The sequence below is a fragment of the Bradyrhizobium sp. Pha-3 genome, from assembly GCF_042258615.1.
Taxonomy (GTDB): domain Bacteria; phylum Pseudomonadota; class Alphaproteobacteria; order Rhizobiales; family Xanthobacteraceae; genus Bradyrhizobium.
Genome location: NZ_CP170152.1, coordinates 6,264,563 through 6,287,872 on the forward strand (window position 1 = coordinate 6,264,563; position 23,310 = coordinate 6,287,872).

16 protein-coding genes and 1 pseudogene are annotated in these 23,310 nt (G+C 65.5%); 8 read left to right on the forward strand and 9 right to left on the reverse strand.

The features are described 5' to 3' along the window. Positions 1–87: 87 nt before the first annotated feature. Positions 88–582 (reverse strand): RlpA-like double-psi beta-barrel domain-containing protein, encoded by a 495-nt coding sequence (locus tag ACE10Z_RS29720; protein ID WP_375783938.1) that lies wholly within the window; start codon positions 580–582, stop codon positions 88–90. A gap of 229 nt (positions 583–811) precedes the next feature. Here ACE10Z_RS29720 and ACE10Z_RS29725 point away from each other — a divergent pair. Next, a pseudogene (locus tag ACE10Z_RS29725) lies at positions 812–1,004 on the forward strand (quinone oxidoreductase); the annotation flags it as partial. 125 nt (positions 1,005–1,129) lie between these two features. On the opposite strand, the gene ACE10Z_RS29730 reads toward ACE10Z_RS29725, so the two are convergent. Together ACE10Z_RS29730 and ACE10Z_RS29735 are read right to left on the reverse strand one after the other, a co-directional pair. Continuing rightward, positions 1,130–1,987: a DMT family transporter gene (locus ACE10Z_RS29730; RefSeq protein ID WP_375789952.1), complete on the reverse strand. Its 858-nt coding sequence runs from the start codon at positions 1,985–1,987 to the stop codon at positions 1,130–1,132. Positions 1,988–2,057: 70 nt separating this feature from the next. Next, a complete protein-coding gene (locus ACE10Z_RS29735) occupies positions 2,058–2,654 on the reverse strand; it encodes a TetR/AcrR family transcriptional regulator (RefSeq protein WP_375789953.1) in 597 nt (198 codons plus the stop codon). Between the two features lie 539 nt (positions 2,655–3,193). Between ACE10Z_RS29735 and ACE10Z_RS29740 the strand changes: the two genes are divergently transcribed. Next, positions 3,194–4,582 carry a cation-efflux pump gene (locus ACE10Z_RS29740; protein WP_375783939.1) on the forward strand — a complete coding sequence of 463 codons (1,389 nt, stop codon included), beginning with the start codon at positions 3,194–3,196 and terminating at the stop codon, positions 4,580–4,582. A 191-nt stretch (positions 4,583–4,773) separates the two neighbouring features. After that, entirely contained in the window at positions 4,774–7,095 is a 2,322-nt protein-coding gene (locus ACE10Z_RS29745; protein ID WP_375783940.1) for an ATP-binding protein, read from the forward strand. A gap of 8 nt (positions 7,096–7,103) precedes the next feature. Here the strand turns inward: ACE10Z_RS29745 and mdoH are convergent, their stop codons facing one another. From mdoH to ACE10Z_RS29760, 3 genes are all read right to left on the reverse strand, one after another. Further along, the gene (gene mdoH / locus ACE10Z_RS29750; protein ID WP_375783941.1) at positions 7,104–9,227 is read right to left on the reverse strand and encodes a glucans biosynthesis glucosyltransferase MdoH; all 2,124 of its coding nucleotides are present in this window, start codon (positions 9,225–9,227) and stop codon (positions 7,104–7,106) included. Further along, on the reverse strand, positions 9,215–10,681 hold the full coding sequence (locus ACE10Z_RS29755) for a glucan biosynthesis protein G (RefSeq protein WP_375789954.1): 1,467 nt from the start codon (positions 10,679–10,681) through the stop codon (positions 9,215–9,217). The genes mdoH and ACE10Z_RS29755 overlap by 13 nt, the downstream gene beginning before the upstream one ends. A 207-nt stretch (positions 10,682–10,888) precedes the next feature. Further along, positions 10,889–11,785 (reverse strand): LysR family transcriptional regulator, encoded by an 897-nt coding sequence (locus ACE10Z_RS29760; RefSeq protein ID WP_375783942.1) that lies wholly within the window; start codon positions 11,783–11,785, stop codon positions 10,889–10,891. A gap of 256 nt (positions 11,786–12,041) precedes the next feature. Here ACE10Z_RS29760 and ACE10Z_RS29765 point away from each other — a divergent pair, with 256 nt between their 5' ends. The 5 genes from ACE10Z_RS29765 to ACE10Z_RS29785 are packed head-to-tail and all read left to right on the forward strand — an operon-like array spanning position 12,042 to position 18,017. Then, positions 12,042–12,518, forward strand: a complete 477-nt coding sequence (locus tag ACE10Z_RS29765) for a formate dehydrogenase subunit gamma (RefSeq protein WP_375783943.1) — start codon at positions 12,042–12,044, stop codon at positions 12,516–12,518. Beyond that, positions 12,515–14,083 carry a formate dehydrogenase beta subunit gene (locus tag ACE10Z_RS29770; protein ID WP_375783944.1) on the forward strand — a complete coding sequence of 523 codons (1,569 nt, stop codon included), beginning with the start codon at positions 12,515–12,517 and terminating at the stop codon, positions 14,081–14,083. Before ACE10Z_RS29765 ends, ACE10Z_RS29770 begins: the two co-directional genes overlap by 4 nt. A 13-nt stretch (positions 14,084–14,096) precedes the next feature. Continuing rightward, entirely contained in the window at positions 14,097–16,973 is a 2,877-nt protein-coding gene (gene fdhF / locus ACE10Z_RS29775) for a formate dehydrogenase subunit alpha (protein ID WP_375783945.1), read from the forward strand. Positions 16,974–16,975: 2 nt separating this feature from the next. Beyond that, entirely contained in the window at positions 16,976–17,812 is an 837-nt protein-coding gene (gene fdhD, locus ACE10Z_RS29780; protein WP_375783946.1) for a formate dehydrogenase accessory sulfurtransferase FdhD, read from the forward strand. Beyond that, positions 17,796–18,017 (forward strand): formate dehydrogenase subunit delta, encoded by a 222-nt coding sequence (locus ACE10Z_RS29785; RefSeq protein ID WP_375783947.1) that lies wholly within the window; start codon positions 17,796–17,798, stop codon positions 18,015–18,017. Before fdhD ends, ACE10Z_RS29785 begins: the two co-directional genes overlap by 17 nt. Positions 18,018–18,225: 208 nt before the next feature. Here the strand turns inward: ACE10Z_RS29785 and ACE10Z_RS29790 are convergent, their stop codons facing one another. Genes ACE10Z_RS29790 through ACE10Z_RS29800 form a run of 3 tightly spaced genes read right to left on the reverse strand, consistent with a single transcriptional unit; the run spans position 18,226 to position 23,298 of the window. Then, on the reverse strand, positions 18,226–21,183 hold the full coding sequence (locus ACE10Z_RS29790) for a bifunctional [glutamine synthetase] adenylyltransferase/[glutamine synthetase]-adenylyl-L-tyrosine phosphorylase (RefSeq protein WP_375783948.1): 2,958 nt from the start codon (positions 21,181–21,183) through the stop codon (positions 18,226–18,228). Beyond that, positions 21,180–22,634, reverse strand: a complete 1,455-nt coding sequence (locus ACE10Z_RS29795; RefSeq protein ID WP_375783949.1) for an ATP-binding protein — start codon at positions 22,632–22,634, stop codon at positions 21,180–21,182. The genes ACE10Z_RS29790 and ACE10Z_RS29795 overlap by 4 nt, the downstream gene beginning before the upstream one ends. Next, the gene (locus ACE10Z_RS29800) at positions 22,618–23,298 is read right to left on the reverse strand and encodes a winged helix-turn-helix domain-containing protein (protein WP_375789955.1); all 681 of its coding nucleotides are present in this window, start codon (positions 23,296–23,298) and stop codon (positions 22,618–22,620) included. Before ACE10Z_RS29800 ends, ACE10Z_RS29795 begins: the two co-directional genes overlap by 17 nt. Between the last annotated feature and the right edge of the window lie 12 nt (positions 23,299–23,310).

Genomic DNA, 23,310 nt, shown 5'->3' on the forward strand with positions numbered 1-23,310 from the left:
CCTGTCATCGGGCCGCGCTTCGCGCGGATCTGGTGGGCTAATTCGCGCCTGCTGCGTGCTATGCTCTGGCTCTTTCGCGTGCGCTGTTCAGCCGACCGGTCCGGGAATCCAATAATCCCCCGCAAGCGGGCTGACCTTTACGCCACTAATGACTCCGAGCTCCAGGCTAGGATCGAAATAGCGCATCGTCCGCTCATTGAGGTCAATGATGCGGCCAGGCCGTAGTGGCCCCACGTCATTTATCTTCACGATGACCTTCTTGCCTACAGCCTCGACGAGGGCATATTTCGGCCTCGCGCCAAATTGGACCCCACCAAACTTCCGACGCAAACTCGTTTTGATGGCAGCCGCCCAGACCGAGCGATCATAGCGCTCGCCGGAGGCTGTGCTCGGACCGCCCTCCTCCTTGCCGGGCTCGAACGGATTGTACATCGATGCCGCGCCAACGATTGCATCGCCACACGCGGCGTTGACGACGGCGCTTGAATGAACCGCACCGATTTCACTTCGAGCAGCGGTGCCAGAAATGGCGAGCGCAACCAGGGCGCCGCAAATTGCGGCGCTCGAGCCGAACAGCATCATAACTCCTTGATTGATTTTTCTCGATCGTCCGGTTCCCGATGCCGCAAAACATGGTCACACGAACGCGGAGGCGTTAACGCGTGCCAATGCTTTGCGGATTCGCGCCAGTTCCGGCGACGGAACCATTGTGAGAACCGGGGCGGTCCTCACACCGTGTCTTCAATTTCTCACCCGACTAAGACAGAGATTGCGTCAGCAAAATGACTGATTGGAGCGGTCTTCGACAGCGCGTGAAGAGCATATCGGCGTCACCTTCCGCACCCGATCGATCGAGGAGATCAAAGAGATCTTCGACGAGGTGCGCAAGCGACACCTGGCCCGCGGTCGAGGCACGCAAGCTGCAGTTGCCGATCGACCAGGTCTACAAATTCGCCGACTTCGACAATGCGTTCGAACACATGGAAGCCAACAAGCACCTGTAGCGACGAGGTGCGTAGGGCGGATTAGCGAAGCGTAATCCGCCGTTCTTCTTCCGGATGCAGCGGCGGATTACGCCGGATCCTGTCATCGGGCCGCGCTTCGCGCGGACCCGGTGGACTAACCCGCCCTACGTCCTTGCACTCGGTCTTACCTGCGTGATGGCGACGCCGGAGATCGCGAGCAGGCCGCCGACAACCAGCTTCGGCGTCACCTGATCGCCAAGGAACATCACGCTCGATATCAAGGCGAACACCGGAAGCAGCAGACCGAACGGCGCCACGCGGCCCATGGAGCAACGGGCGATCAGCCAGAACCAGAGGCCAAACCCGACAATTCCTCCGATGAAAATCGTGTAAGCGAGCGCCAGCCAGCCGCGTTGATCCGCCGTGCCAAGGCTCGCCAGCTGTCCATATTCGAGCAGCAGCGACATCAACATCACCTGCGGCACCGTGAGCAACGACGACCACCCCATCAACATCAGGGGATCAAACGGGCCGTAGCGTTTGGTCAGGACGTTGGACACCGCGAACGCGAACGCCGCCCCGACCACAAGCAGCAGCGGAAGCGCGTTTGCCGACAGGCCAGGCCCCGCCGCCAGCACCACCACGCCCGCGAATGCAAGCACCACGCCTGCCGTCGTGACGAGCGACGGCTTCTCCGCGAGCAATGGCCACGCCAGCAGGACGGTGAAAGGCGGCGCGAGTTGATATGCGACTGCCGATATGCTTCCCGAGCCGAGCCCAAGACCAACATAGAACAGCCCGAAGTTCAGTCCACCAAGGAAAATCGAAATGGCCGCGATAGGGCCGAACTGCTGAGGCGTGGGCTTCTTGACGAACGGAACAAGCAGCAGCGCGATCGCCAGGAAGCGCAGCGCGAGGAAGAACAGCGGCGGAAACTCCGCAACGCCCACCTTGATGGCCACGAACTGAAGACCCCAGAGCAAGGGAACGGCCACCGCGCAGACGATCTGGATGGCAGACATGGCATCTTTCCTTTCAAGATCGATCGGTCCATAAATCGGCGCGCCAATAGCGGAGGCGTCCATGGGTTCCTTACTTGAGGAAGCGATCGAGAAGCGCGTCCGCGGTGGCTTGCGACGTGGTACGCGCCGGAGCCGTTTTGGCGACCACGCGCAGCCCCCACAGGAAACAGATCAGAATTCGGGCGGCACTCGAAGGCTCGACGCCAGCCGCCAACTTGCCCGCGGTCTCCGCACGGGAAAATGCGTCCGCGACCCTGGCCTCCATGGTTTTGAAGAAGCTCGCGAAGCGACGACCAACCTCGGCATCCTGGCCAGCCAGTTCCATCGCCGTCGCCACCAACAGGCAGCCGCGACGGCCATTGGCACCGCGCGCGCGCTCAACGTAACCGGCAATGTAGGCTCGCAGGCCATCGACCGGATCTCTGCCTCGATCGAGTTCGTCATCCATCCGGGTCAGGGCATCGGCAATGTAGCGATCGAGTGCGCGCAGGAACAGCGAGTGCTTGTCGCCGAAGGCAGCGTAAAGGCTGCCGCGCGAGAGCTTCGTCGCACGCAGCAAATCCGGCAGCGCCGTGGCGTGATAGCCGCGCGACCAGAACACATTCATCGCGCGCTCGACGGCGGCGTCCATGTCGAAGCTTCGCGGGCGGCCACGGGGCGCCTGCATGATGGTCTGGCGGCTCATCACGGATATATAGACCATTTGGTCCATATATCGCAAGTGGTCGCTTCAGCTCTCCTTTCGTCATTCCCCGGTGCGCAATTGCGCACCTGAGGGCTCGCGAAGCGAGAGCCCGGAATCCATTCCACCACTCGTTTCGCGGCCCAATGGATTCCGGGCTCAGCCCTTCGGGCTGCCCCGGAATGACGGGGAGACAGGACGTAGTTGCGCAGGATGCACCTCACATTCTGCGTCGTCCTGGCGAAAGCCAGGACCCATTACCCCGAATGCGAGTCATGGCGCGGTGCAGTTGCGACAACGCGCTCAACAACACAACCCTGTGGTCGTGGGTCCTGGCTTTCGCCAGGACGACAACGTGCTTCCGGCGCCAACACAACGCTGGATGCAGGCACCGCGAAAGCGCGTCTTTGCCCACCCCGCGCAATTCGAAATGACCCGCAACAATTCCGCTCTTGCAAGTGAGTTGCGATTGCGTATTGCGAACGACACTTGATGTTCACAGTTGGCCTGCTAAACCCCCGCCCATGAGCTCTTCCAGCACCAGCGCACCCAACACCAAGACATCAGTCGCCGCGATCTCGATCCTTGCCAGCGGCAGCATGGCCGTGGCGAAGTTCGTCGTCGGCGTCGCCATCGGATCGCTGGCGCTGATCTCAGAGGCGCTGCACTCTTCGATCGACCTGGTCGCCACCATCATCACCTGGGCGGTGGTGCGGGTGTCGGACCAGCCGGCCGACGCCGAGCATCATTACGGCCACGGCAAGTTCGAGAGCGTCTCCGCGCTCTTCATTATCGCCCTGCTCTATGTGCTGGCCGGCGGCATCCTGGTGCAGGCCTACAGCCATCTGCGCGAGGGCGCGCCGCCGCCGTCGATCTCGGCGATTCCTTTCATCGTCCTCGTCCTCGATATCGGCGTCAATCTGTGGCGCGCCCGCGCGCTGCACCGCGCCGCCCGCGACACCAAGAGCCAGGCGCTGGCCGCCGACGCGCTGCATTTCGCCTCCGACGTGATGGGATCTGCGGCCGTCATTGTCGGGCTCGTGCTGGCGGGCTTCGGCTTCTGGTGGGGCGATGCCGCGGCCGCCATCGCGGTTGCCGTGATGATCGCCCTGCTCGGCCTGCGCATGGCGCGCGAGACGGTCGAGACCCTGCTCGACCGCGCGCCCGAAGGCGCGCTGGAAAAGGCCACCGCCGCCATCAAGGCCGTGCCGGGGGTGGTCGACGTCGAGCGGCTGCGGGTCCGCATGGTCGGCGCCACGCATTTCATCGACGCCATCGCCGCCGTGCCGCGCACCTACCCGATCGACCGCGTCGAGGACATCAAGCGCCGGGCGCAGCAGGCGATGACCAAGGCGTTCGGTGACGCCGACCTCACCTTCACCGCGGTGCCGGTGGCGCGCGACAATGAGAGCGTCCGCGAGCGCATCATGGTGATCGCGCGCAACTCCGGCCTCGCCATCCACCACGTCACCGTGCACGACATCGGCGGCAAGCTGATCGTCGGCATCGACCTCGAGGTCGACAGCGACATGGCGCTGGACGCCGCCCACGACATCGCCCACGAGCTCGAGCGCGCGATCCGCGAGGATTTCGGCGAGGACGTCGAGGTCGACACCCATATCGAGCCGCTCGAGCCGGAACTGCCGTGGGGAACCGACGCCGTGCCCGACCGCGTCGAAGCCATCAAGACCGCGCTGAGCGGCTTTGCCGATGGCGGCGCGATCCATGACATCCATAATGTGCGGGTCCGCAACAGCGACGCCGGCGAGATCGTCAACTTCCATTGCCGCGCTGCGCCCTCGATGAGTGTGATCAAGGTGCACGACAGCGTCGACGAGGTCGAACGCAAGCTGCGCCGCGCGTTCCCCACCGTGAAACGTGTGATCAGTCACGCAGAACCGACGCGCGCGTAATTCTACGGAGCCGTTCCTGTTTCGGACTCACATTGCGCCTGATGATTCTCTCTTGGACAAGAATTTTTTCGCATTAACGAATCGTTGACTCTCGACAGCCCGGGAAATCTGGATTCAAATCATCATGATTCGGATGCGACGTGGGAGCATCCGATCCGGGTAAAAAATCAGCTTAGATGGGGGTCTAAGGCATGGCGCGCGCGCATGCAGCGAACGCTTGCGTCCAATCCGATTCGATCAAGGGATTGGCGCAATCGATCGCGAAACCGGCCTATCACAGGCTCTTGACCGCCGAGCCTGCACTGCGCCGCGCTGTCCCTACGCTGATCATCGCTTTCCTCATCACGATCTGCCTCGGCGCCTTCGTCCAGGTGATCGACCAGAACCGGCAGAAGCGCGGCGCGATGAAGCGCGACCTTGCCGCGCTCTCCGACATCCTCGCCGAGCGTCTCGACCGCCTGACCTCGGTGCGGCGCGACCGGCTCACCAATATCGAGCGGATCCAGGAGCTGCTGCCGGATCTCATTCCGTCCTGGGGCATCGCCAACGGCCGCCACGTCATCATCACCAGCGCCGATCATCGCGTGCTGGCGCGCGTGCCGATCGACGGCGCCGGCGAGAACGACCGCGTCCTCGACATCGTCTCCACCGCGCAGCTCCTGGTCGCACCGGGCCAGCAGGGCGCGGTCAGCGACATGACGCTGCCGGGCGGCACCGGCGCGCTGGCGATCTCGCAGCTCGTCAAGTCGCTGCCCGGCCAGGTCGTCGTCATCCAGGAGATGAACGAGCCGATCTGGGGATCGGACGCGGCGCTTTCGGTGACGCTGTCGGCGACCACGAGCTTCGTGGTGCTGATCCTCGGCTTCGCGTTCCACTGGCAATCGACCCGCGCCCGCGAGGGCGACCTGATCAACGACGCCGTGCGCGGCCGGATCGACACCGCGCTCAATCGCGGCCGCTGCGGATTGTGGGACTGGGACCTGTCGCGCGGCAGGATCTTCTGGTCGCAATCGATGTTCACCCTGCTCGGCCTCGATACCCGCAACGACCTCCTCACCTTCGGCGAGGTCAACGCGCTGGTGAACTCCGACGACATCAACCTGTTCGACATCGCCGAGCAGCTGATCTCGGGCAGGATCGATCACATCGACCAGAGTTTCCGCATGCGCCATGTCGGCGGCCACTGGATCTGGCTGCGCGTGCGCTGCGAGCTCAGCCACGCCGCGGCCGACAGCGGCCTGCATCTAATCGGCATCGCCGTCGACATCACCGAACAGAAGAGCCTCGCCGAGAAGTCGGTGGAAGCCGACCTCCGGCTGCGCGACGCGATCGAGACCATTCCGGAAGCCTTCGTGCTCTGGGACGCCGAGGACCGCCTCGTGCTGTGCAACTCGCACTTCCAGCGGCTGCACAAGCTGCCTGATTCCGCGGTCAGCCCCGGCACCTCCTATGAGACCGTGATCGAGGTCGGCAGCATGCCCGAGGTGCGCACCCGCCTGCACGAGAGCGGCGTGCCGGCGCCGGGCGCCCGCACCTTCGAGGCTCAGCTCGACGACGGCAGCTGGCTGCACATCAGCGAGCGCCGCACCAAGGACGGCGGCTACGTCTCGGTCGGCACCGACATCACCCGCATCAAGGCGCACGAGCAGAAGCTGGTCGACAACGACCTGCGCCTGCGCGCCACCGTGATCGACCTGCAACGCTCGCAATCCGAGCTGGAGCGCCAGGCCGTCGAGCTCGCCGACCTCGCCGAGAAGTATTCGCAGGAAAAGACCCGCGCCGAGGACGCCAACGCCGCGAAGTCGAAGTTCCTCGCCAATATGAGCCATGAGCTGCGCACGCCGCTCAACGCCATCATCGGCTTCTCCGAGATCATGGGCTCTGGCCTGTTCGGCACGCTCGGCTCGGACAAGTACGCGGAGTATTGCCACGACATCCTGACCTCGGGGAAATACCTGCTCGAGGTCATCAACGACATTCTCGACATGTCGAAGATCGAGGCCGGCCGCATGAAGTTCGACATGGAGCCGCTCGACCTCTCCGGCATCCTCGCCGAGTCGCTGCGGGTGGTCTCCGGCCGCGCCGAGCACAAGGGCCTGTCGCTGGAATCGGATATCGAAAGCACGATCTCGGTCGTCGCCGACCGCCGTGCGGTGAAGCAGATCATCGTCAACCTGCTCTCCAACGCCGTGAAGTTCACGCCCGACCACGGCCGCGTGCTGGTGCGCGGCCAGATGCTCGATGACTCGATCGTACTGCTGATCGCCGACAGCGGCATCGGCATCGCGCCGGAATCGCTGCGGCGGCTCGGCAAGCCGTTCGAGCAGGTCGAGAGCCAGCTCACCAAGAGCTACCAGGGCTCGGGCCTTGGACTGGCGATCGCGCGCTCGCTCACCAACCTGCACGACGGCTCGATGAAGCTGCGCTCCAAGCTCGGTGTCGGCACCGTCGTCCGCATCACCTTGCCCCGCGATCCACGCTCGCTGCAGACCAGGCTGCCGCAAGCGGCCTAGGCCGCACGCTATTTCGCAAGCACCCCTTCCAGCAAAGCAGGATCGCCGAGGACGGCGAGCGTCTCGCGCGGCGTGAGATGCTCGGCCGCCTCGTCGAAGCCTCCGCTCGCCTCGATCCGCGCGCGTGCCATCGCAAGGTCAGGATCGATTTCGCCCGGACCGTGGCGCCTCGCCGGCGGGAGCGACGCGAGATGACGATGCAGCAGGTCGGAATCCTGCCGGAGCATTGCAAGCGCAGGGATCGAGGCCTGGGCGGGCTGCGACGCCAGCTCGTTGGCACGGACCAGCACGCGCGGCGGCCCGACCTCCTCCGGCGTCATGAACAGCGCACGGAGCGCAGGCCTGGCGGTCCAGGCACCGATCGGGATCGCGAACAGGAGGCCAACGATCACCGGCGACATCCACAGCAGCAGCGGCAACGACACCGCATAGGCGCTGGCCGCCATCGCGACACCGCACGCGGTCGGGACGCCGTATTTCCGATAGAGCTCCCGCCGCTCGACCTCGCCGTCGCCGCGCCGCTGCGTCTGCCAGCCGGCATCGCGGCCGAGCAGGATCTCGATGACGGCAATCGACTGGAACACCATCATGACCGGCGCGATCATCGCCGAGATCAGCACCTCGGCGATGACACCTGTAAACGCCCGAAAGCCGCCGCCGAATTGCCGGCGCGCATCCCGCCGCGTCAGCAGAAGGATGAAGCCGAGCAGCTTCGGCACGATCAGCAGCGCCATCGTGAGGCCGAACACCCACGCAGCAAGCACGGGATCCTGCGCCGGCCAGTTCGGGAACAGCGAAAAACCCTTCGGAAAATATTCGGGGCGAATGAAGCGCGCCTGCAACGAGATCAGGATGCCGAGCAGCAGGAACGAAAGCCAGAGCGGCGCGGTGATGTAGGAGCCGATGCCGGTCATGAAATGCAGCCGCGAGATCCAGTGCAGGCGGCGCGTCGTCAGTACCGCGAGATGCTGCAGATTGCCCTGGCACCAGCGCCGGTCGCGCGCGGCAAAATCCAGCAGCGACGGCGGCACCTCCTCGAAACTGCCGCCGAGCATCGGGGCCATGTAGATGCCCCAGCCGGCGCGCCGCATCAGCGCGGCCTCGACAAAATCGTGGCTCAGGATATGTCCGCCGAACGGCTTACGGCCGGAGAGTTCGGGAAGGCCCGCCTGCTCCGCAAAGGCCTGAATCCTGATGATGGCGTTGTGTCCCCAGTAATTGCCCTCGGAGCCGTGCCACCATGCGACGCCGGCGGCGACCATCGGCCCGTAAAGCCTGCCGGCAAATTGCTGCAGGCGGCTGAACAGGCTGCGCGCATTGACGATGATGGGCAGCGTCTGCAGCAACGCCGCCTGCGGATTGGTCTCCATGGCGTGAACCATCCGCACCATGGTGTCGCCCGACATCAGGCTGTCGGCGTCGAGCACGATCATGAACTGGTAGGCGCCGCCGAACCGGGTGATCCACTCGCCGACATTGCCGGACTTCCGCGCGGTATTGTCGGCGCGATGCCGGTAGTAGAGCCGCCCCCCGCCGCCGCAGGCATCGCTGAGCGCGAGGAACGCCTGTTCCTCCGCGATCCAGATGTCGGGATCGCGCGTGTCGCTCAGCACGAACCAGTCGAAGCTGTCCGCTTGTCCAGTCGCTTCGATGGACTCGTGGATGGCCTGCAGTCGCGCCATCAATTGATGCGGATCCTCGTTATAGGTCGGGAGCAGTACTGCGGTCCGGCTCGCAAGCTGTGGCAACGGACCATCATCGCGGATCGGCAAGGAGTTCCCGCTGCGCCGAAGCAGCACGAAGAAGCCGGCCAGCGCCGAAGCGAACGAGAACGCGATCCAGGCGAGCAGCGCCACGAACAACGCCAGCACCATGCCTTCCATGATCGTCACGCCGCCGACCTGGACCACCATGTACATCTCGTAGGCGCCCGCGCCGGTCAGCGCCGCCGTCAGCACCAGGACAAAGGCGCGGCGCATGAACATGCCCGCGCTGACCGACACCGGCTTGCTCACCGCGCGCGGCGGTTGGCCGAGATCGGCTGCCGCCATTGCAAGCGGGCTCTCTTGTGGCAGGAAGCCGACGGCCGCGATCGCGACGTCGGGACGCGGCGACGTGACTATGGCGCCCATCGATAGACCCAGATCTCCGAAAGCGGCTTGTCATCCTGCGCCAGGTGGGCGCGCAGCTCGATCGGGTCCTTCTTGACGGCGCACTGGAAGCTGAGCCGCCATCCGCCGGTGTTCGGGTTCGGCTGCGTGACGATGTTCGTGATCTCGGCCTTCTCGGCTGTCACGACGCCCTTGATGCTCTTGGGATCGACACCCTTCAGGTTGTCGCCGAACAGATCGAGCACGAACAGCTTGCTGTTCTCGCCATGCGCGCCGATGCCGCTGCGCGTGAAGCGCGCGAGCGAATGCGGCTTCGGCGCGTCGGGTCCCCAATGCAGCCGATAGGTCAGATTGGTCTCGCTCTTGGCCTTGAGCGGCGCCTTCGGCCGCCAGAACGCGGCGATGTTGTCGTGGATCTCCTCCTTGGTCGGAATCTCGATCAGGATGACCGCGCCCTCGCCCCAATCGCCAATCGGCTCGACCCACAGGCTCGGGCGCTTCTCGAAGCTCGACTCGATATCCTGATAGGCGAAGAAGTTCTTCTCCCGCTGCATCAGCCCGAAGCCGTGCGGATTGATATCCTGGAACGTGCTGATCTGGAGGTCGCGCGGATTGCTCAGCGGGCGCCAAAGACTCTCGCCCCTGCCGTTGTAGATCGCAAGCCCGTCGGAATCGTGCACCGACGGTCTGAAGTCATCGACCTCGTTGCGATCGTTCGGCCCGAAGAAGAACATGCTCGTCATCGGGGCGACGCCGGCGTGCTCGAGATCGGCGCGCGGATAGAGCGATGCTTCGACATCGAACACCGTGGTCTTCCCGGGTCTGATCGTGAATCGGTAGCTCGCCGCGCAGCTCTTGCTGTCGAGCAAGGCGTGAATCACGAGTGAGGTCGCATTGGGTACCGGGCGCTCGAGCCAGAACGCCTTGAAGAACGGAAACTCCTCGCCCTTCGCCTCGCCGGTATCGATCGAGAGGCCGCGCGCCGACAGGCCATAGGTCTCGTCTTTGGCGACGGCGCGGAAATAGCTCGCGCCGAGGAAGACGCAGACCTCGTCGTAATAGTCCGCCTTGTTGATCGGCGCGTGGATCCGAAATCCGGCAAAGCCGAGATCGGTCTCGGTGAACCCAGGCACATTCTCACCGAACGAGAACATGTCCTTGCTGTAGCTGACTTCGCTGACCTTGCCGTCCGCGACCTCGAAAATCTTGACCTTGTTCTTGTAGAAGAATCCACGGTGGAAGAACTGCGCTTCGAACGGCAGCCTCGCGCCGCGCCACAGCGCGCGCTCCGGCACGAAGCGGATCGAGCGGTACTGATCGTAGTTCAGGTCGGTCAGGCCATTCGGCAGCTTCTCGTCCGGCGCCTCGAAGGACTTGCTGGCGAGATTGCGGGCAAGCTCCCTCACCATCGACGGGTTGAAAGGTGCGTCCGGCGTGTTCCCTGCGGCCGCGGCAGCCCGCTGCGGCAAGAGCATCAGTGCCGGCAACATGGCCGATCCGTGGAGTAACTGGCGACGATTCAAAGCAGCTCCTGCTCGCTGACCGGGACGTCGCAATGAAACCGCTCAGCCGCCGCTGAGTTCCACGGTTGCCATGCGCGCAGGACAATTGCTTCGCCGCGGGGCTAGACCCGGCGGTCGTCGGAATGGGAACCGTCTTGGAAGAGCATCGATTGCCGGGCGCTACGCGCTCTCCAGCTTCGGCGCGACCTCGCGTGCGATCTGCACCAGGGCTGCGATCAGCGGCGTCATCGGATCGCGCTGCGGGATCACCAGGCCGATGCTGTAGTCGACGACCGGATCGACGATCGGAATGCTGCGCACGGCATCGGCAAGGCCGAGCGTCTCGGCGAGCTTGGCCGGCATCACGCTGGCCCAACGTCCGGTCTTCACGTGAGTGTAGAGCACGAGCAGTGAATTCGACGTCAGCGACGGCGTCGCTTCCGCGCCGACCGAGGTCAGCGCGCGATCGATGATGCGGCGGTTCTGCATGTCGGGCGTCAGCAGGCACAGCGGCACGGTGCCGACTTCCTTCCACGTCACCTGCTTGCGGTCGCCGAACATCGCATCCGGCGCGGTCAGCAGGCGATAGCTCTCGTTGTAGAGCGGGATGGTGCGGACCTTGCCGATCGGCTCGTTCTCGATGTAGGTCAGCCCGGCGTCGACCTCGAGATTTTCAAGCAGACCGAGCACGTCGGCGGACGTGCACGACTGGATGCGAAACCGGACATCGGGATGGCGCGCCCGGTACGGCGTGGTGAGCGAGGCCACCATGCCGAGCGCGGTCGGGATCGCGGCGATCCGGATCTCGCCCGACAGCTTGTCCTTGAGGCTGTTGATCTCCTGCTTCATCGCCCGCGCATCGCCGACGATGCGCCGTGCCCAGTCCAGCGTCCGTTCGCCCTCCGGCGTGAAACCCTGGAAGCGCGATCCGCGCTGCACCAGCATGACGCCGAGGATTTCCTCGAGCTGCTTGAGGCTGGTCGACATGGTCGGCTGGGTGACCCCGCAGGCCTCCGCAGCGCGGCCGAAATGCCGTTCCTTGGCCAGCGCCAGCAGAAGTTCCAGCTTGTCGATCAAGGTTCAAACCCCTTCGGAAAACGGCGCCCCCCATGGCAGCCCGACGTGTCCATAGGTAGCACGATCGGGGCGCGATCCCGAAATCCAAAGCGCCCCGGAAGTGCGTGATTCCAGAACATTATTGCGATCCCGGATCGACCCATTCGGCAACGCTATTAATCGCGTTTCGCAATCGCCGCATGAGACAGCTTTATTGATGTTTCGAAGGATTCCAATTCTCATGTGCAAAGCAAAAAACTGATCGTGAGAAGCGCGGATGACGGTGGGATACGAACCTTGGGACAAGGCGCGCGGCGCGGAAATCATCGCCGAGCATGCCGGGCTTGAAGGCGCGACGCTGGTGATCCTGCACGCGTTGCAGGAAGCGTTCGGCTACGTGCCGGAGCCTGCGATCCCGATGGTGGCGGAGGCGCTCAATCTGTCGCGCGCCGAGGTGCACGGCGTGTTCACCTTCTACCATGACTTTCGCAAGCAGCCGGCCGGACGCCACGTCCTCAAGCTCTGCCGCGCCGAGGCCTGCCAGGCTGCCGGCGGCGATCGGCTTGCGGCGCGGGCGGAAGCCAAGCTCGGCGTAGCCTTGGGGAATACCACGGCGGACGAGCGGGTGACGCTGGAGCCGATCTACTGTCTCGGGCTCTGCGCCACTGCACCCTCGGCGATGCTGGACGGCCGCCTGATCGGCCGGCTCGATGAAGCGCGCATCGACGCGCTGGTCGCGGAGGCACAGCGATGACGATGCGGATCTTCATCCCCCGCGATGCCGCGGCCATCGCTGTCGGCGCCGACGGTGTCGCCCTCGCCTTCGCGCAGGCCGCAGCAGCGCGTGGCGCTGCGATCGAGATCGTCAGGAACGGCTCGCGCGGGCTGTGCTGGCTGGAGCCAATGGTTGAGCTTTCGACCGCCCAGGGCCGCATCGCGTTCGGCCCGGTGACGCCGGCGGACGTGCCGTCGCTGCTCGATGCGATGGCCGGCAACGGCCAGCATGCCCTGCGGCTTGGTGTCACGGATGAGATCCCTTGGCTGAAGCGCCAGACGCGCCTGACCTTCGGCCGCTGCGGCGTGGTCGATCCGCGCTCGGTCGACGATTACCGCGCCCATGGCGGCTACAAGGGCCTGGAGCGGGCACTGACGCTGACCTCCGACCAGATCCTTGCCGACGTCACGACGTCGGGCCTGCGCGGCCGCGGCGGCGCAGGATTCCCGACCGGCATCAAGTGGAAGACCGTGGCGCAGGCCAAAGCCGACCGCAAATACATCGTCTGCAACGCCGACGAAGGCGACAGCGGCACCTTCGCCGACCGCATGATCATGGAAGGCGACCCCTTCGTCGTGATCGAGGGCATGACGATCGCGGGTATCACGGTCGGCGCCACCAAGGGCTACATCTACATCCGCTCGGAATATCCGCATGCGGTCGAGGCGATGAACGCGGCGATCGTGGCCGCCCGGCGCGCCGGCTTCCTCGGCAAACGCATCGGCGGCTCCACGCATGAGTTCGATCTCGAGGTGCGGGTCGGCGCCGGCGCCTATGTCTGCGGCGAAGAGACCTCGCTCCTGGAGAGCCTCGAGGGCCGCCGCGGCATCGTGCGGGCCAAGCCGCCGCTGCCGGCGCACAAGGGCCTGTTCGGCCGCCCGAGCGTGATCAACAACGTGTTGTCGTTCGCGGCGATCCCCTTCATCCTCGACAACGGCGCCAAGGCCTACGCCGATTTCGGCATGGGCCGCTCGCGCGGCACGATGCCGATCCAACTCGCCGGCAACATCAGATATGGTGGGCTGTTCGAGACCGCGTTCGGCGTCACGCTCGGCGAGCTCGTCGACGACATCGGCGGCGGCACCTTCACCGGGCGCGAGGTGCGCGCGGTGCAGGTCGGCGGTCCGCTCGGCGCCTACTTCCCCCGCGCGCTGTTCGATACGCCGTTCGACTATGAGGCATTCGCCGCACGCGACGGCCTGATCGGCCATGGCGGCATCGTGGTGTTCGACGACACCGTCGACATGGTCAAGCAGGCGCGCTTCGCGATGGAATTCTGCGCGATCGAATCCTGCGGCAAATGCACGCCGTGCCGGATCGGCTCGACCCGCGGCGTCGAAACCATCAACAGGATCATCAATGGCGAGCGCGTAGCGGAAAACCTCGCCGTGATCGAAGACCTCTGCAACACCATGAAATTCGGCTCGCTCTGCGCACTCGGCGGCTTCACGCCCTACCCCGTGATGAGCGCACTGAAGCACTTCCGGGAAGATTTCGGCGGAGATTTAGGTCCCGCACCGGCCCGGCTGCAGGCCGCGGAATAGCAAGGAAATCACGATGTCGCTGATCCAGGAAATCGATTTCGGCACGCCCAGGTCCAAATCCGAGGCGATGGTCACGCTGACCATCGACGGCAATCAGATCACGGTGCCCGAAGGCACCTCGATCATGCGCGCGGCGATGGAGGCCGGCACCCAGATTCCAAAACTCTGCGCGACCGACATGGTCGACGCCTTCGGCTCCTGCCGGCTCTGCCTCGTCGAGATCGAGGGCCGCGCCGGGACGCCCGCGTCCTGCACCACGCCTGTCATGCCCGGCCTCGTCGTGCATACCCAGAGCGAGCGGCTGAAGAAGCTGCGCAAGGGCGTGATGGAGCTCTACATCTCCGACCATCCGCTGGACTGCCTGACCTGTGCGGCGAACGGCGACTGCGAATTGCAGGATATGGCAGGCGCCGTCGGCCTGCGCGACGTGCGCTACGGCTATGAGGGCGAGAACCACGTCTTCGCCAAATCGCACGGCTGCGAAAACGACAACTGGATGCCGAAGGACGAATCCAATCCGTACTTCACCTACGATCCCTCGAAGTGCATCGTCTGCTCGCGCTGCGTCCGCGCCTGCGAGGAAGTGCAAGGCACCTTCGCGCTGACTATTTCCGGCCGCGGCTTCGACAGCCGCGTCTCGCCCGGCATGAACGAGAGCTTCCTCGGCTCGGAATGCGTGTCCTGCGGCGCCTGCGTGCAGGCCTGCCCGACCGCGACGCTGACCGAAAAATCCGTGATCGAGATCGGCCAGCCCGAGCACTCGGTGGTCACCACCTGCGCCTATTGCGGCGTCGGCTGCGCCTTCAAGGCCGAGATGCGCGGCGAGGAAGTGGTGCGCATGGTGCCGTGGAAGGACGGCAAGGCCAATCGCGGCCATTCCTGCGTCAAGGGCCGCTTCGCCTGGGGCTACACCACCCACAAGGAGCGCATCCTGAAGCCGATGATCCGCGAGCGGATCGAGGATCCCTGGCAGGAAGTGTCGTGGGACGAGGCGCTGAATTTCGCCGCCGCGAAGTTCAAGGGCATCCAGCAGAAATACGGCCGCGACGCGGTCGGCGGCATCACCTCGTCGCGCTGCACCAACGAAGAGACCTATCTGGTGCAGAAGCTGATCCGCGCCGGCTTCGGCAACAACAATGTCGACACCTGCGCCCGCGTCTGCCATTCGCCGACCGGCTACGGTCTGTCGCAGACCTTCGGCACCTCGGCCGGCACGCAGGATTTCGATTCGGTTGAGGACACCGACGTCGTGCTGGTCATCGGCGCCAATCCGGCTTCGGCGCACCCGGTGTTCGCCTCGCGGCTGAAGAAGCGGCTGCGCCAGGGCGCCAAGCTGATCGTGCTCGATCCGCGCCGCACCGAGATGGTGGAATCGCCGCATGTGAAGGCGCTGCATCTGCCCCTGATGCCCGGCACCAACGTCGCCGTGCTCACCGCACTCGCCCATGTCATCGTCACCGAAGGACTGGTCGACGAGGCCTTCGTGCGCGAGCGCTGCGACTGGAGCGAGTTCGAGGATTGGGCCGCCTTCGTCGCAGACCCGAAGCACAGCCCTGAAGCCACCGCGATCATGACCGGCGTCGATCCGAAGGATCTGCGCGAGGCGGCGCGGATCTATGCCACCGGCGGCAACGGCGCGATCTATTACGGGCTCGGCGTCACCGAGCACAGCCAGGGCTCGACTACCGTGATCGCGATCGCCAACCTCGCGATGGTGACCGGCAATATCGGCCGGCCCGGCGTCGGCGTGAACCCGCTACGCGGCCAGAACAACGTGCAGGGCTCCTGCGACATGGGCTCGTTCCCGCATGAACTGCCCGGCTACCGCCATATCTCCGGCGATGCCGTGCGCGAGCAGTTCGAGGCGATGTGGAACGTCAAGCTCAACAACGAGCCGGGCCTGCGCATCCCCAACATGTTCGATGCCGCGATCGAGGGCAGCTTCATGGGGCTCTACGTGCAGGGCGAGGACATCCTGCAGTCCGACCCGAACACCAAGCACGTGGTGGCGGCGCTGTCGGCGATGGAATGCGTCATCGTCCACGATCTCTTCCTGAACGAGACCGCGAACTACGCCCACGTCTTCCTTCCCGGCTCGACCTTCCTCGAGAAAGACGGTACCTTCACCAACGCCGAACGCCGCATCCAGCGCGTCCGCAAGGTGATGACGCCGCTCAACGGCTATGCCGACTGGGAAGTGACGATCATGCTTGGCAAGGCGATGGGCTACGAGATGAACTACAGCCATCCGTCCGAGATCATGGACGAGATCGCCGCGCTGACGCCGACCTTCACCGGCGTCTCCTATGCCAGGCTCGATGAGCTCGGCTCGGTGCAGTGGCCTTGCAACGAGAAGGCGCCGGAAGGCACGCCGGTGATGCATATCGGCGGCTTCGTGCGCGGCAAGGGCAAGTTCATCATCACCGAATATATCGCGACCGACGAACGCACCGGCCCGCGCTACCCGTTGCTGCTCACCACCGGCCGCATCCTCAGCCAGTACAATGTCGGCGCGCAGACCCGCCGCACCGAGAACGTGGTGTGGCACGCCGAGGACCGGCTCGAAATCCATCCGCACGACGCCGAGCAGCGCGGCGTGCGCGACGGCGACTGGGTGCGGCTGGCGAGCCGTGCCGGCGAGACCACGCTGCGCGCCGAGATCACCGACCGCGTGGCGCCGGGCGTGGTCTACACCACGTTCCACCACCCGGACACCCAGGCCAACGTCATCACGACCGACTTCTCGGACTGGGCGACCAACTGTCCGGAGTACAAGGTCACTGCCGTACAGATCTCGCCGTCGAACGGTCCGTCCGACTGGCAGAAGGCCTATGACGAGCAGGCCCGCAACTCACGGCGCATCGCGCCGGTGGTGGAAGCCGCGGAGTAGCGATGCGCGAACCGGTCCACAAGGCGGTACGGAAGGTCTGGCGCGACGGCGTCTTCAGCGACGGTGCGCGCCTGATCCCGGAAGAGACGCCGCTGGCGCTGACCTATAATGGCGGCACCTACGCCGTGATGATGGGCTCGCCCGAGGACCTCGGCGACTTCGCTGTCGGATTCAGCCTGAGCGAGGGCATCGTGCAATCTGCCGACGAGATCGAGACCCTCGACATCGTCGAGCTCGACGACGGCATCGAGCTGCGGATGTGGCTCAAGCCCGACAAGGCCGAGCAGATCGCCCAACGCCGCAGGAACATCGCCGGCCCGACCGGCTGCGGTCTATGCGGCATCGATTCCATCGCCGAGGCCGTCCGGCCGGCCGCGGTGGTGCCGGCGAGCCGCGTGTTCTCGCCGCGCGAGATCATGGCCGCGGTGGCGGCGGTCGCGCCGCTGCAGGAGATCAACCACCAGACTCGCGCCGTGCATGCCGCCGCGCTCTGGACCGCGACGCGTGGCATCGTCGCGCTGCGCGAGGATGTCGGGCGCCACAATGCGCTCGACAAGCTCGCCGGCGCGCTGGCCCGCGACGAGGTCGTCGCAAGTGATGGCATCGTGCTGGTAACCAGCCGCGTCTCGGTCGAGATGGTGCAGAAGACCGCCGCGATCGGCGTACCGCTGATTGCTGCCGTGTCGGCCCCGACCGCGCTTGCGGTACGGATGGCGGATGCCGCCGGCATCACGCTTGCCGCGATCGCCCGCGCCGATGGATTTGAAATCTTTACGCATCCGGAACGCGTCACAGGCGCGGTGCCCGGCAAGGAGTCCGCCTATGTCGTCGTCGCCTGACAAACTGGTCTATATGGCGAACCAGATCGGAAAATTCTTCCACAGCCAGGGGCACGACCGCGCGGTGCAGGGCATTTCCGAGCACATCTGGAAGTTCTGGGACCCCAGGATGCGCAAGCAGATCTTCGCCCATCTCGACACCGGCGGGGCCGGCCTCGACCCCGACGTCCGCGACGCCTTGCAGAAGCTGCAGCAGCAGGCGTAGCGAGTAACGCGCGCGACCTTCCCTCACCGTCACCCTGAGGAGCGCGCTCTTGCGCGCGTCTCGAAGGGTCGACGGCCCGGCTGGTGGCCGTACATCCTTCGAGACGCGCTACGCGCTCCTCAGGATGACGGGTCCAGCAGATCGTAGCGTCTCCAGCGCGCCAGCGAAGATGGCGGGTTACGCTTCACTACCGCCCTACCGACCTTGCCTACCCCACGATCGCGTTGAAGACGCGGCGCACTTCGCTCTGGGTCTCGCGCAGGCGCGCTTCCAGTGCGGAGAAATCCGGCGCATCTCCGGCCCGCGCCATCACGCGCCGCAAATCCTCACCCGCGGTCTCCGGATTGAACTTGCCGGTGACGCAGAGCCGCAGGATCTGCGTCAGATCGTGATACAGGCGCGCCGCCGAGCGCAGGATCTCTGCCTCGGACTGGCCAAGCAGGCCGAGCTTGGCGGCATGCTCGAGCACCTGCAGCGTCGAGACGCTGAGGATCTCCGGTTTCACTGATGCGTGCGCGAGCTGGAGATATTGCGCGATGAAATCGATGTCGACGAGCCCGCCGGCGGCGAGCTTGAGGTCCCAGACATCGTCCTCGCCCTTCTCCAGCGCGATCGCGCGCCGCATATCGGCAACGTCGGCCGCGGTCGACGCCGGATCGCGCGGCCGGGTCAGCACGCTGCGGATGATCGCCTCGATCTTCTCGCGGAATTCCGGCGACGACGAGATCACCCGCGCACGCGTCAGCGCCATGTGCTCCCAGGTCCACGCCTCGCGTTCCTGGTAGTCGGAAAACGAATCGATCCGCGAGGCGACCGGGCCGGCACGCCCCGACGGCCGCAGCCGCATGTCGACGTCATACAGGACGCCGTAATTGGTTCGGGTCGTGAACGCGCTGATCAGGCGCTGGGTGAAGCGGGCAAAGTATTGCGCGCCGTGCAGCGAGCGCTCGCCGTCGGAGTCCGGCGCCTCGCTGTCGAAATCGTAGAGCAGGATCAAATCGAGGTCGGAGGACGCCGTCATCTCGCGGCTGCCGAGCCGGCCCATGGCGACGATCGCGGTCTCCTGCCCCTTGATCCGGCCATATTGCGCGGCGAACTGATCGGTGACGAGACCGTGCACGGTGTGCACGATGCCTTCGGCGACATCGGCAAAGGCCGTGCTGGCGTGCTGCGCCGACACCGTGCCGGACAGGATCCGCGTGCCGATCAGGAACAGGCTCTCCTGACCGAACAATCTCAGACGATCGAGGAAGTCCTCATAGGACGACGCATCCTGCAGCGTGGCGGCGAGCCGCTCCGACAGCTCCTTCTTGTCCGGCATCGCGCCGAAGAAACGTGGGTCGACCAGGCCGTCCATGATCTGCGGCTGCCGCGCCAGCATGTCGCCGAGCCGCGGTGCCGCACCGAGGATCAAGGCCACCAGCGCGACGAAATCGCGGTTCTGGCTGAGCAGCGAGATCAGCCGCCCGCCCCGCTGCAACGCGCCCAGGAAGCGGTCGAATGCCGCAACCGCATCGTCCGGCTCCTCGGCATCGGCGAGGCCATCGATCAGGCCGGGAATGAATTCGAGGAACGCCGCCCGCGTCGCCTCCACGCGCAACGCGCGATAATCGCCCTCGATCCATTGCTGCACGGTGCCGGCGACCATGACCGGCTTCTTGAAGCCGAGACTGGCGAGATGCTCGATCAGGCGGCCGTCTTCGGGTCCTGCACCATAGTCGACATCGGGCAGCTTCGCGCTTCCGGTCGGATCGTCGCCCTCGAACAGCTTGCCGTAGTGGTTCTGCACGATGTTGAGCTGGCCGAGCAGGTCCCTGGCGAAGGCCTCGCGATTGTCGTAGCCGAAGAAATGCGCAAAGCGCGCGACCGCTTCCGGCTCCTCGGGCAGCGAGTGGGTCTGCTCGTCGGCGATCATCTGCAGCCGGTGCTCGACCCGGCGCAGGAATTCGTAGGCCGTCGTCAGCTCGTCGCGCGCCTCGAAGGTGATCCAGTTGCTGTCGGCGAGCACGTTGAGCGCCTCCAGCGTCGGCCGCACCCGCAACTCCGGATGGCGGCCGCCGGCGATCAGCTGCTGGGTCTGGGCGAAGAACTCGATCTCGCGGATGCCGCCGCGGCCGACCTTGACGTTGTGCCCCTCGACCGAGATCTCGCTCTGGCCGCGATAGGTCTGCATCTGCCGCTTCATGTCGTGGACATCGGCCAGCGCGGCAAAGTCCAGATGCTTGCGCCAGACGAACGGCGCGAGCTCGCCGACCAGCGCCTCGCCGGCCCTGGGATCGCCGGCACAGGGCCGCGCCTTGATCATCGCGGCGCGCTCCCAGGTGCGTCCCTCGCGCTCGTAATAGTGCAAGGCCGCATCGGTCGAGATCGCGACCTGGGTCGAGGCCGGGTCCGGACGCAGCCTGAGATCGACCCGGAACACATAGCCCTCGCCCGAGCGCTGCTGCAGCATCCGCGCCATCGCCTGGGTGACGCGGACGAAGAACGGCTGCGGCTCGATATCTTCGGCAAGCGAGGTGGCTGCGCGATCGAAGAACACGATCAGGTCGATGTCGCTGGAATAGTTCAGCTCGCCCGCGCCCATCTTGCCCATCGCGAGCACGATCAGGCCTGAGCCGATCTCCGGATGGTCGGGGTCGGCGGCAATCATCCGGCCGCGCGCGATCTCCTGCCGGAACAGAAATCGCAGCGCCAACTGTACCGAATTCACCGCAATGTCGGTCAGCGCCGCCGTCACCCGCATCACCGGCCAGACGCCGCCGATATCGCACAGCGCGATCATCAGCGCGGCCTCCGCTTTCATGCGGCGAAGCAGGACCATCACGTCGGCCTCGCTGCCGGCGGCGAGCACGTCGCGCGAGGTCGTCTCGATCAGGCCCGCCAGATGCGACTCCGGGTCGCATGACAGGATCCGGATCAGCCGCGCGGCATCAGCCCGCGCAAGCTCGAACAGATAGGGCGAGAACTCGGCAATGCCGCGCAGGATATCCCGCGCGAACGGGGGCTCCAGCAGCGCCGCGAGCGCAGTCGATTGCGCCGGTTCGAGCTCGGCGAACCAGTCGGTCAGGCGCTGATCGGCGGATTGGGGCGCGGCGACACGCGGTCCGTCCGCGAACCGCGCGGCCAGAGCATGTCGATCCGCGTTTCCCGGCGCGGCGGCATTCATGCCGCCTTCTGTGGCACATCCTGCGTTTGAGCCGCAAGCCTGTCACTGCCGCCCGCCCGCGCCGGCAGCACCAGGGTGGCCACCAGCCCCGGATGGGCGTCACCGAGGCGCAGCTCGCCGCCGTGGAGCGTGGCGACCGCCGAGGCCAGGCTGAGGCCGAGACCGGACCCAGGTAAGGTGCGGCTGGCCTCGAGCCGGACGAAGCGCTCCACTGCGTGCTTGCGGTCGCCCTCGGGAATGCCCGGACCGTGGTCGGTGACGCTGAGCAGGACCTGATCGCCCTCGCGCCGGGCCTCGATCAGTATCTCCCGCGCATCGGCCTTCATCGGCTCCACGCCCGGTTCGGGCTTGCCATATTTGATGGCGTTCTCGACCAGGTTGGCGACCGCCTGACTGATCAATTCGCGGTTGCCGTGAATCGGCGCCGGCGCGGTCTTCACATGCAGCGTCATGCCGTCGTCCTCGGCCAGCGGCTCGTACAATTCGTGGATGCCGTTGGCGACGTCGGCACCGTCGAAATCGTCCATGTTGCCGCGCGCCTGGCCGGACTCGGCGCGCGCGATCATCAACAGCGCGTTGAAGGTGCGGATCAACCCGTCGGATTCCTCGATCGTCCGCTCCAGCGCCGCGCGATAATCGGCCTCGCCGCCCGACCGCGCCAGCGCCTCCTCGGCGCGGTTGCGCAGCCGCGTCAGCGGGGTCTTGAGGTCATGGGCGATGTTGTCGGAGACCTCCTTCAGCCCGGTCATCAGCGCCTCGATGCGCTCCAGCATGACATTGAGATTTTCCGCGAGACGGTCCAGCTCGTCGCCACTGCGGCCGACCGGCAGCCGGCCGGACAGATCGCCCGCCATGATGCGCTTGGTGGTGCCGGTCATGGCGTCGATCCGGCGCAGCACCCGGCGCGCGACGAAGATGCCGCCACCGATGCCGAGCACGACGACCACGAGGATCGACCATTGCGCGGCCTTGGCGACGATGCCGAACAGCCGCCGCCGCTCCTCGAGGTCGCGCCCGACCAGGAGGCGGAAGCCGTTGTCCATCTCGGTGACCCGCACCAGCGCGCGGTGATCTGTCTTGTCCTGGTCGTCGAACCGGCGATAGGCGGTCTCGCTCCAGCCCTGGACGCTCATCACGCCAGGCGCCAGCGAGCCGACATTGCCGGCCAGCGCCTGCCCGTTCGGCGCCGTCAAGAGATAGAGGTTAGCGCCGGGCCGCAGCGCACGATTGCCCATGGTGGTCAGCAGGCCGTGCAGGCCGCGGCGGTTATAGATGGAGGTGATCTCGCCGATCTCGACGTTGACGGTCGTCGTGATCTGCTCGGTGATCAGCCGCCGCGTGTTCCAGGCGAAGTAAGCCAGCAGCGAGGCCGCAAACAGCGCGAACAGGAACAGGTAGACCAGCGTCAGCCGAAACGCCGTGGTCCGGATCAGTTTACCGAATGCCGTCACGGATCATGTACCCCGCGCCGCGGATGGTATGCAGCAGCGGCCGCTCAAAACCCTTGTCGATCTTGGAGCGCAGCCGCGAGATGTGCACGTCGATGACGTTGGTCTGCGGATCGAAATGATAATCCCAGACGTTCTCGAGCAGCATGGTGCGCGTCACCACCTGCCCTGCATGCTTCATCAGATATTCGAGCAGGCGGAACTCGCGCGGCTGCAAGGTCAGCTCATCCTTGCCACGGGCCACGCGATGCGACAGCCGGTCGAGCTCGAGATCGCCGACCCGGTAGGTGGTCTCTTCGGCCGGCCCGACATTGCGCCGCGACAGCACCTCGACGCGCGCGAGTAGCTCGGCGAAGGAATAGGGTTTTGGCAGATAGTCGTCGCCGCCGGCGCGCAGGCCCTTGATCCGGTCGTCGACCTGGCCGAGCGCCGAGAGGATCAGGACCGGCGTCCGGTTGCCCTTGTCGCGCAGAATGCCGATCAGCGACAGGCCGTCCCGCTTCGGCAGCATGCGATCCACCACCATCACGTCGTAATCGCCGGTCTCCGCCATCGACAGGCCTTCCTCGCCGTCGGAGGCGAGATCGGAGATATAGCCGACTTCACGGAATGCCTTGACCAGATAGTCGGCTGACTCACGGTCGTCTTCGATGATCAGGATGCGCATTTGCGGAGCGGT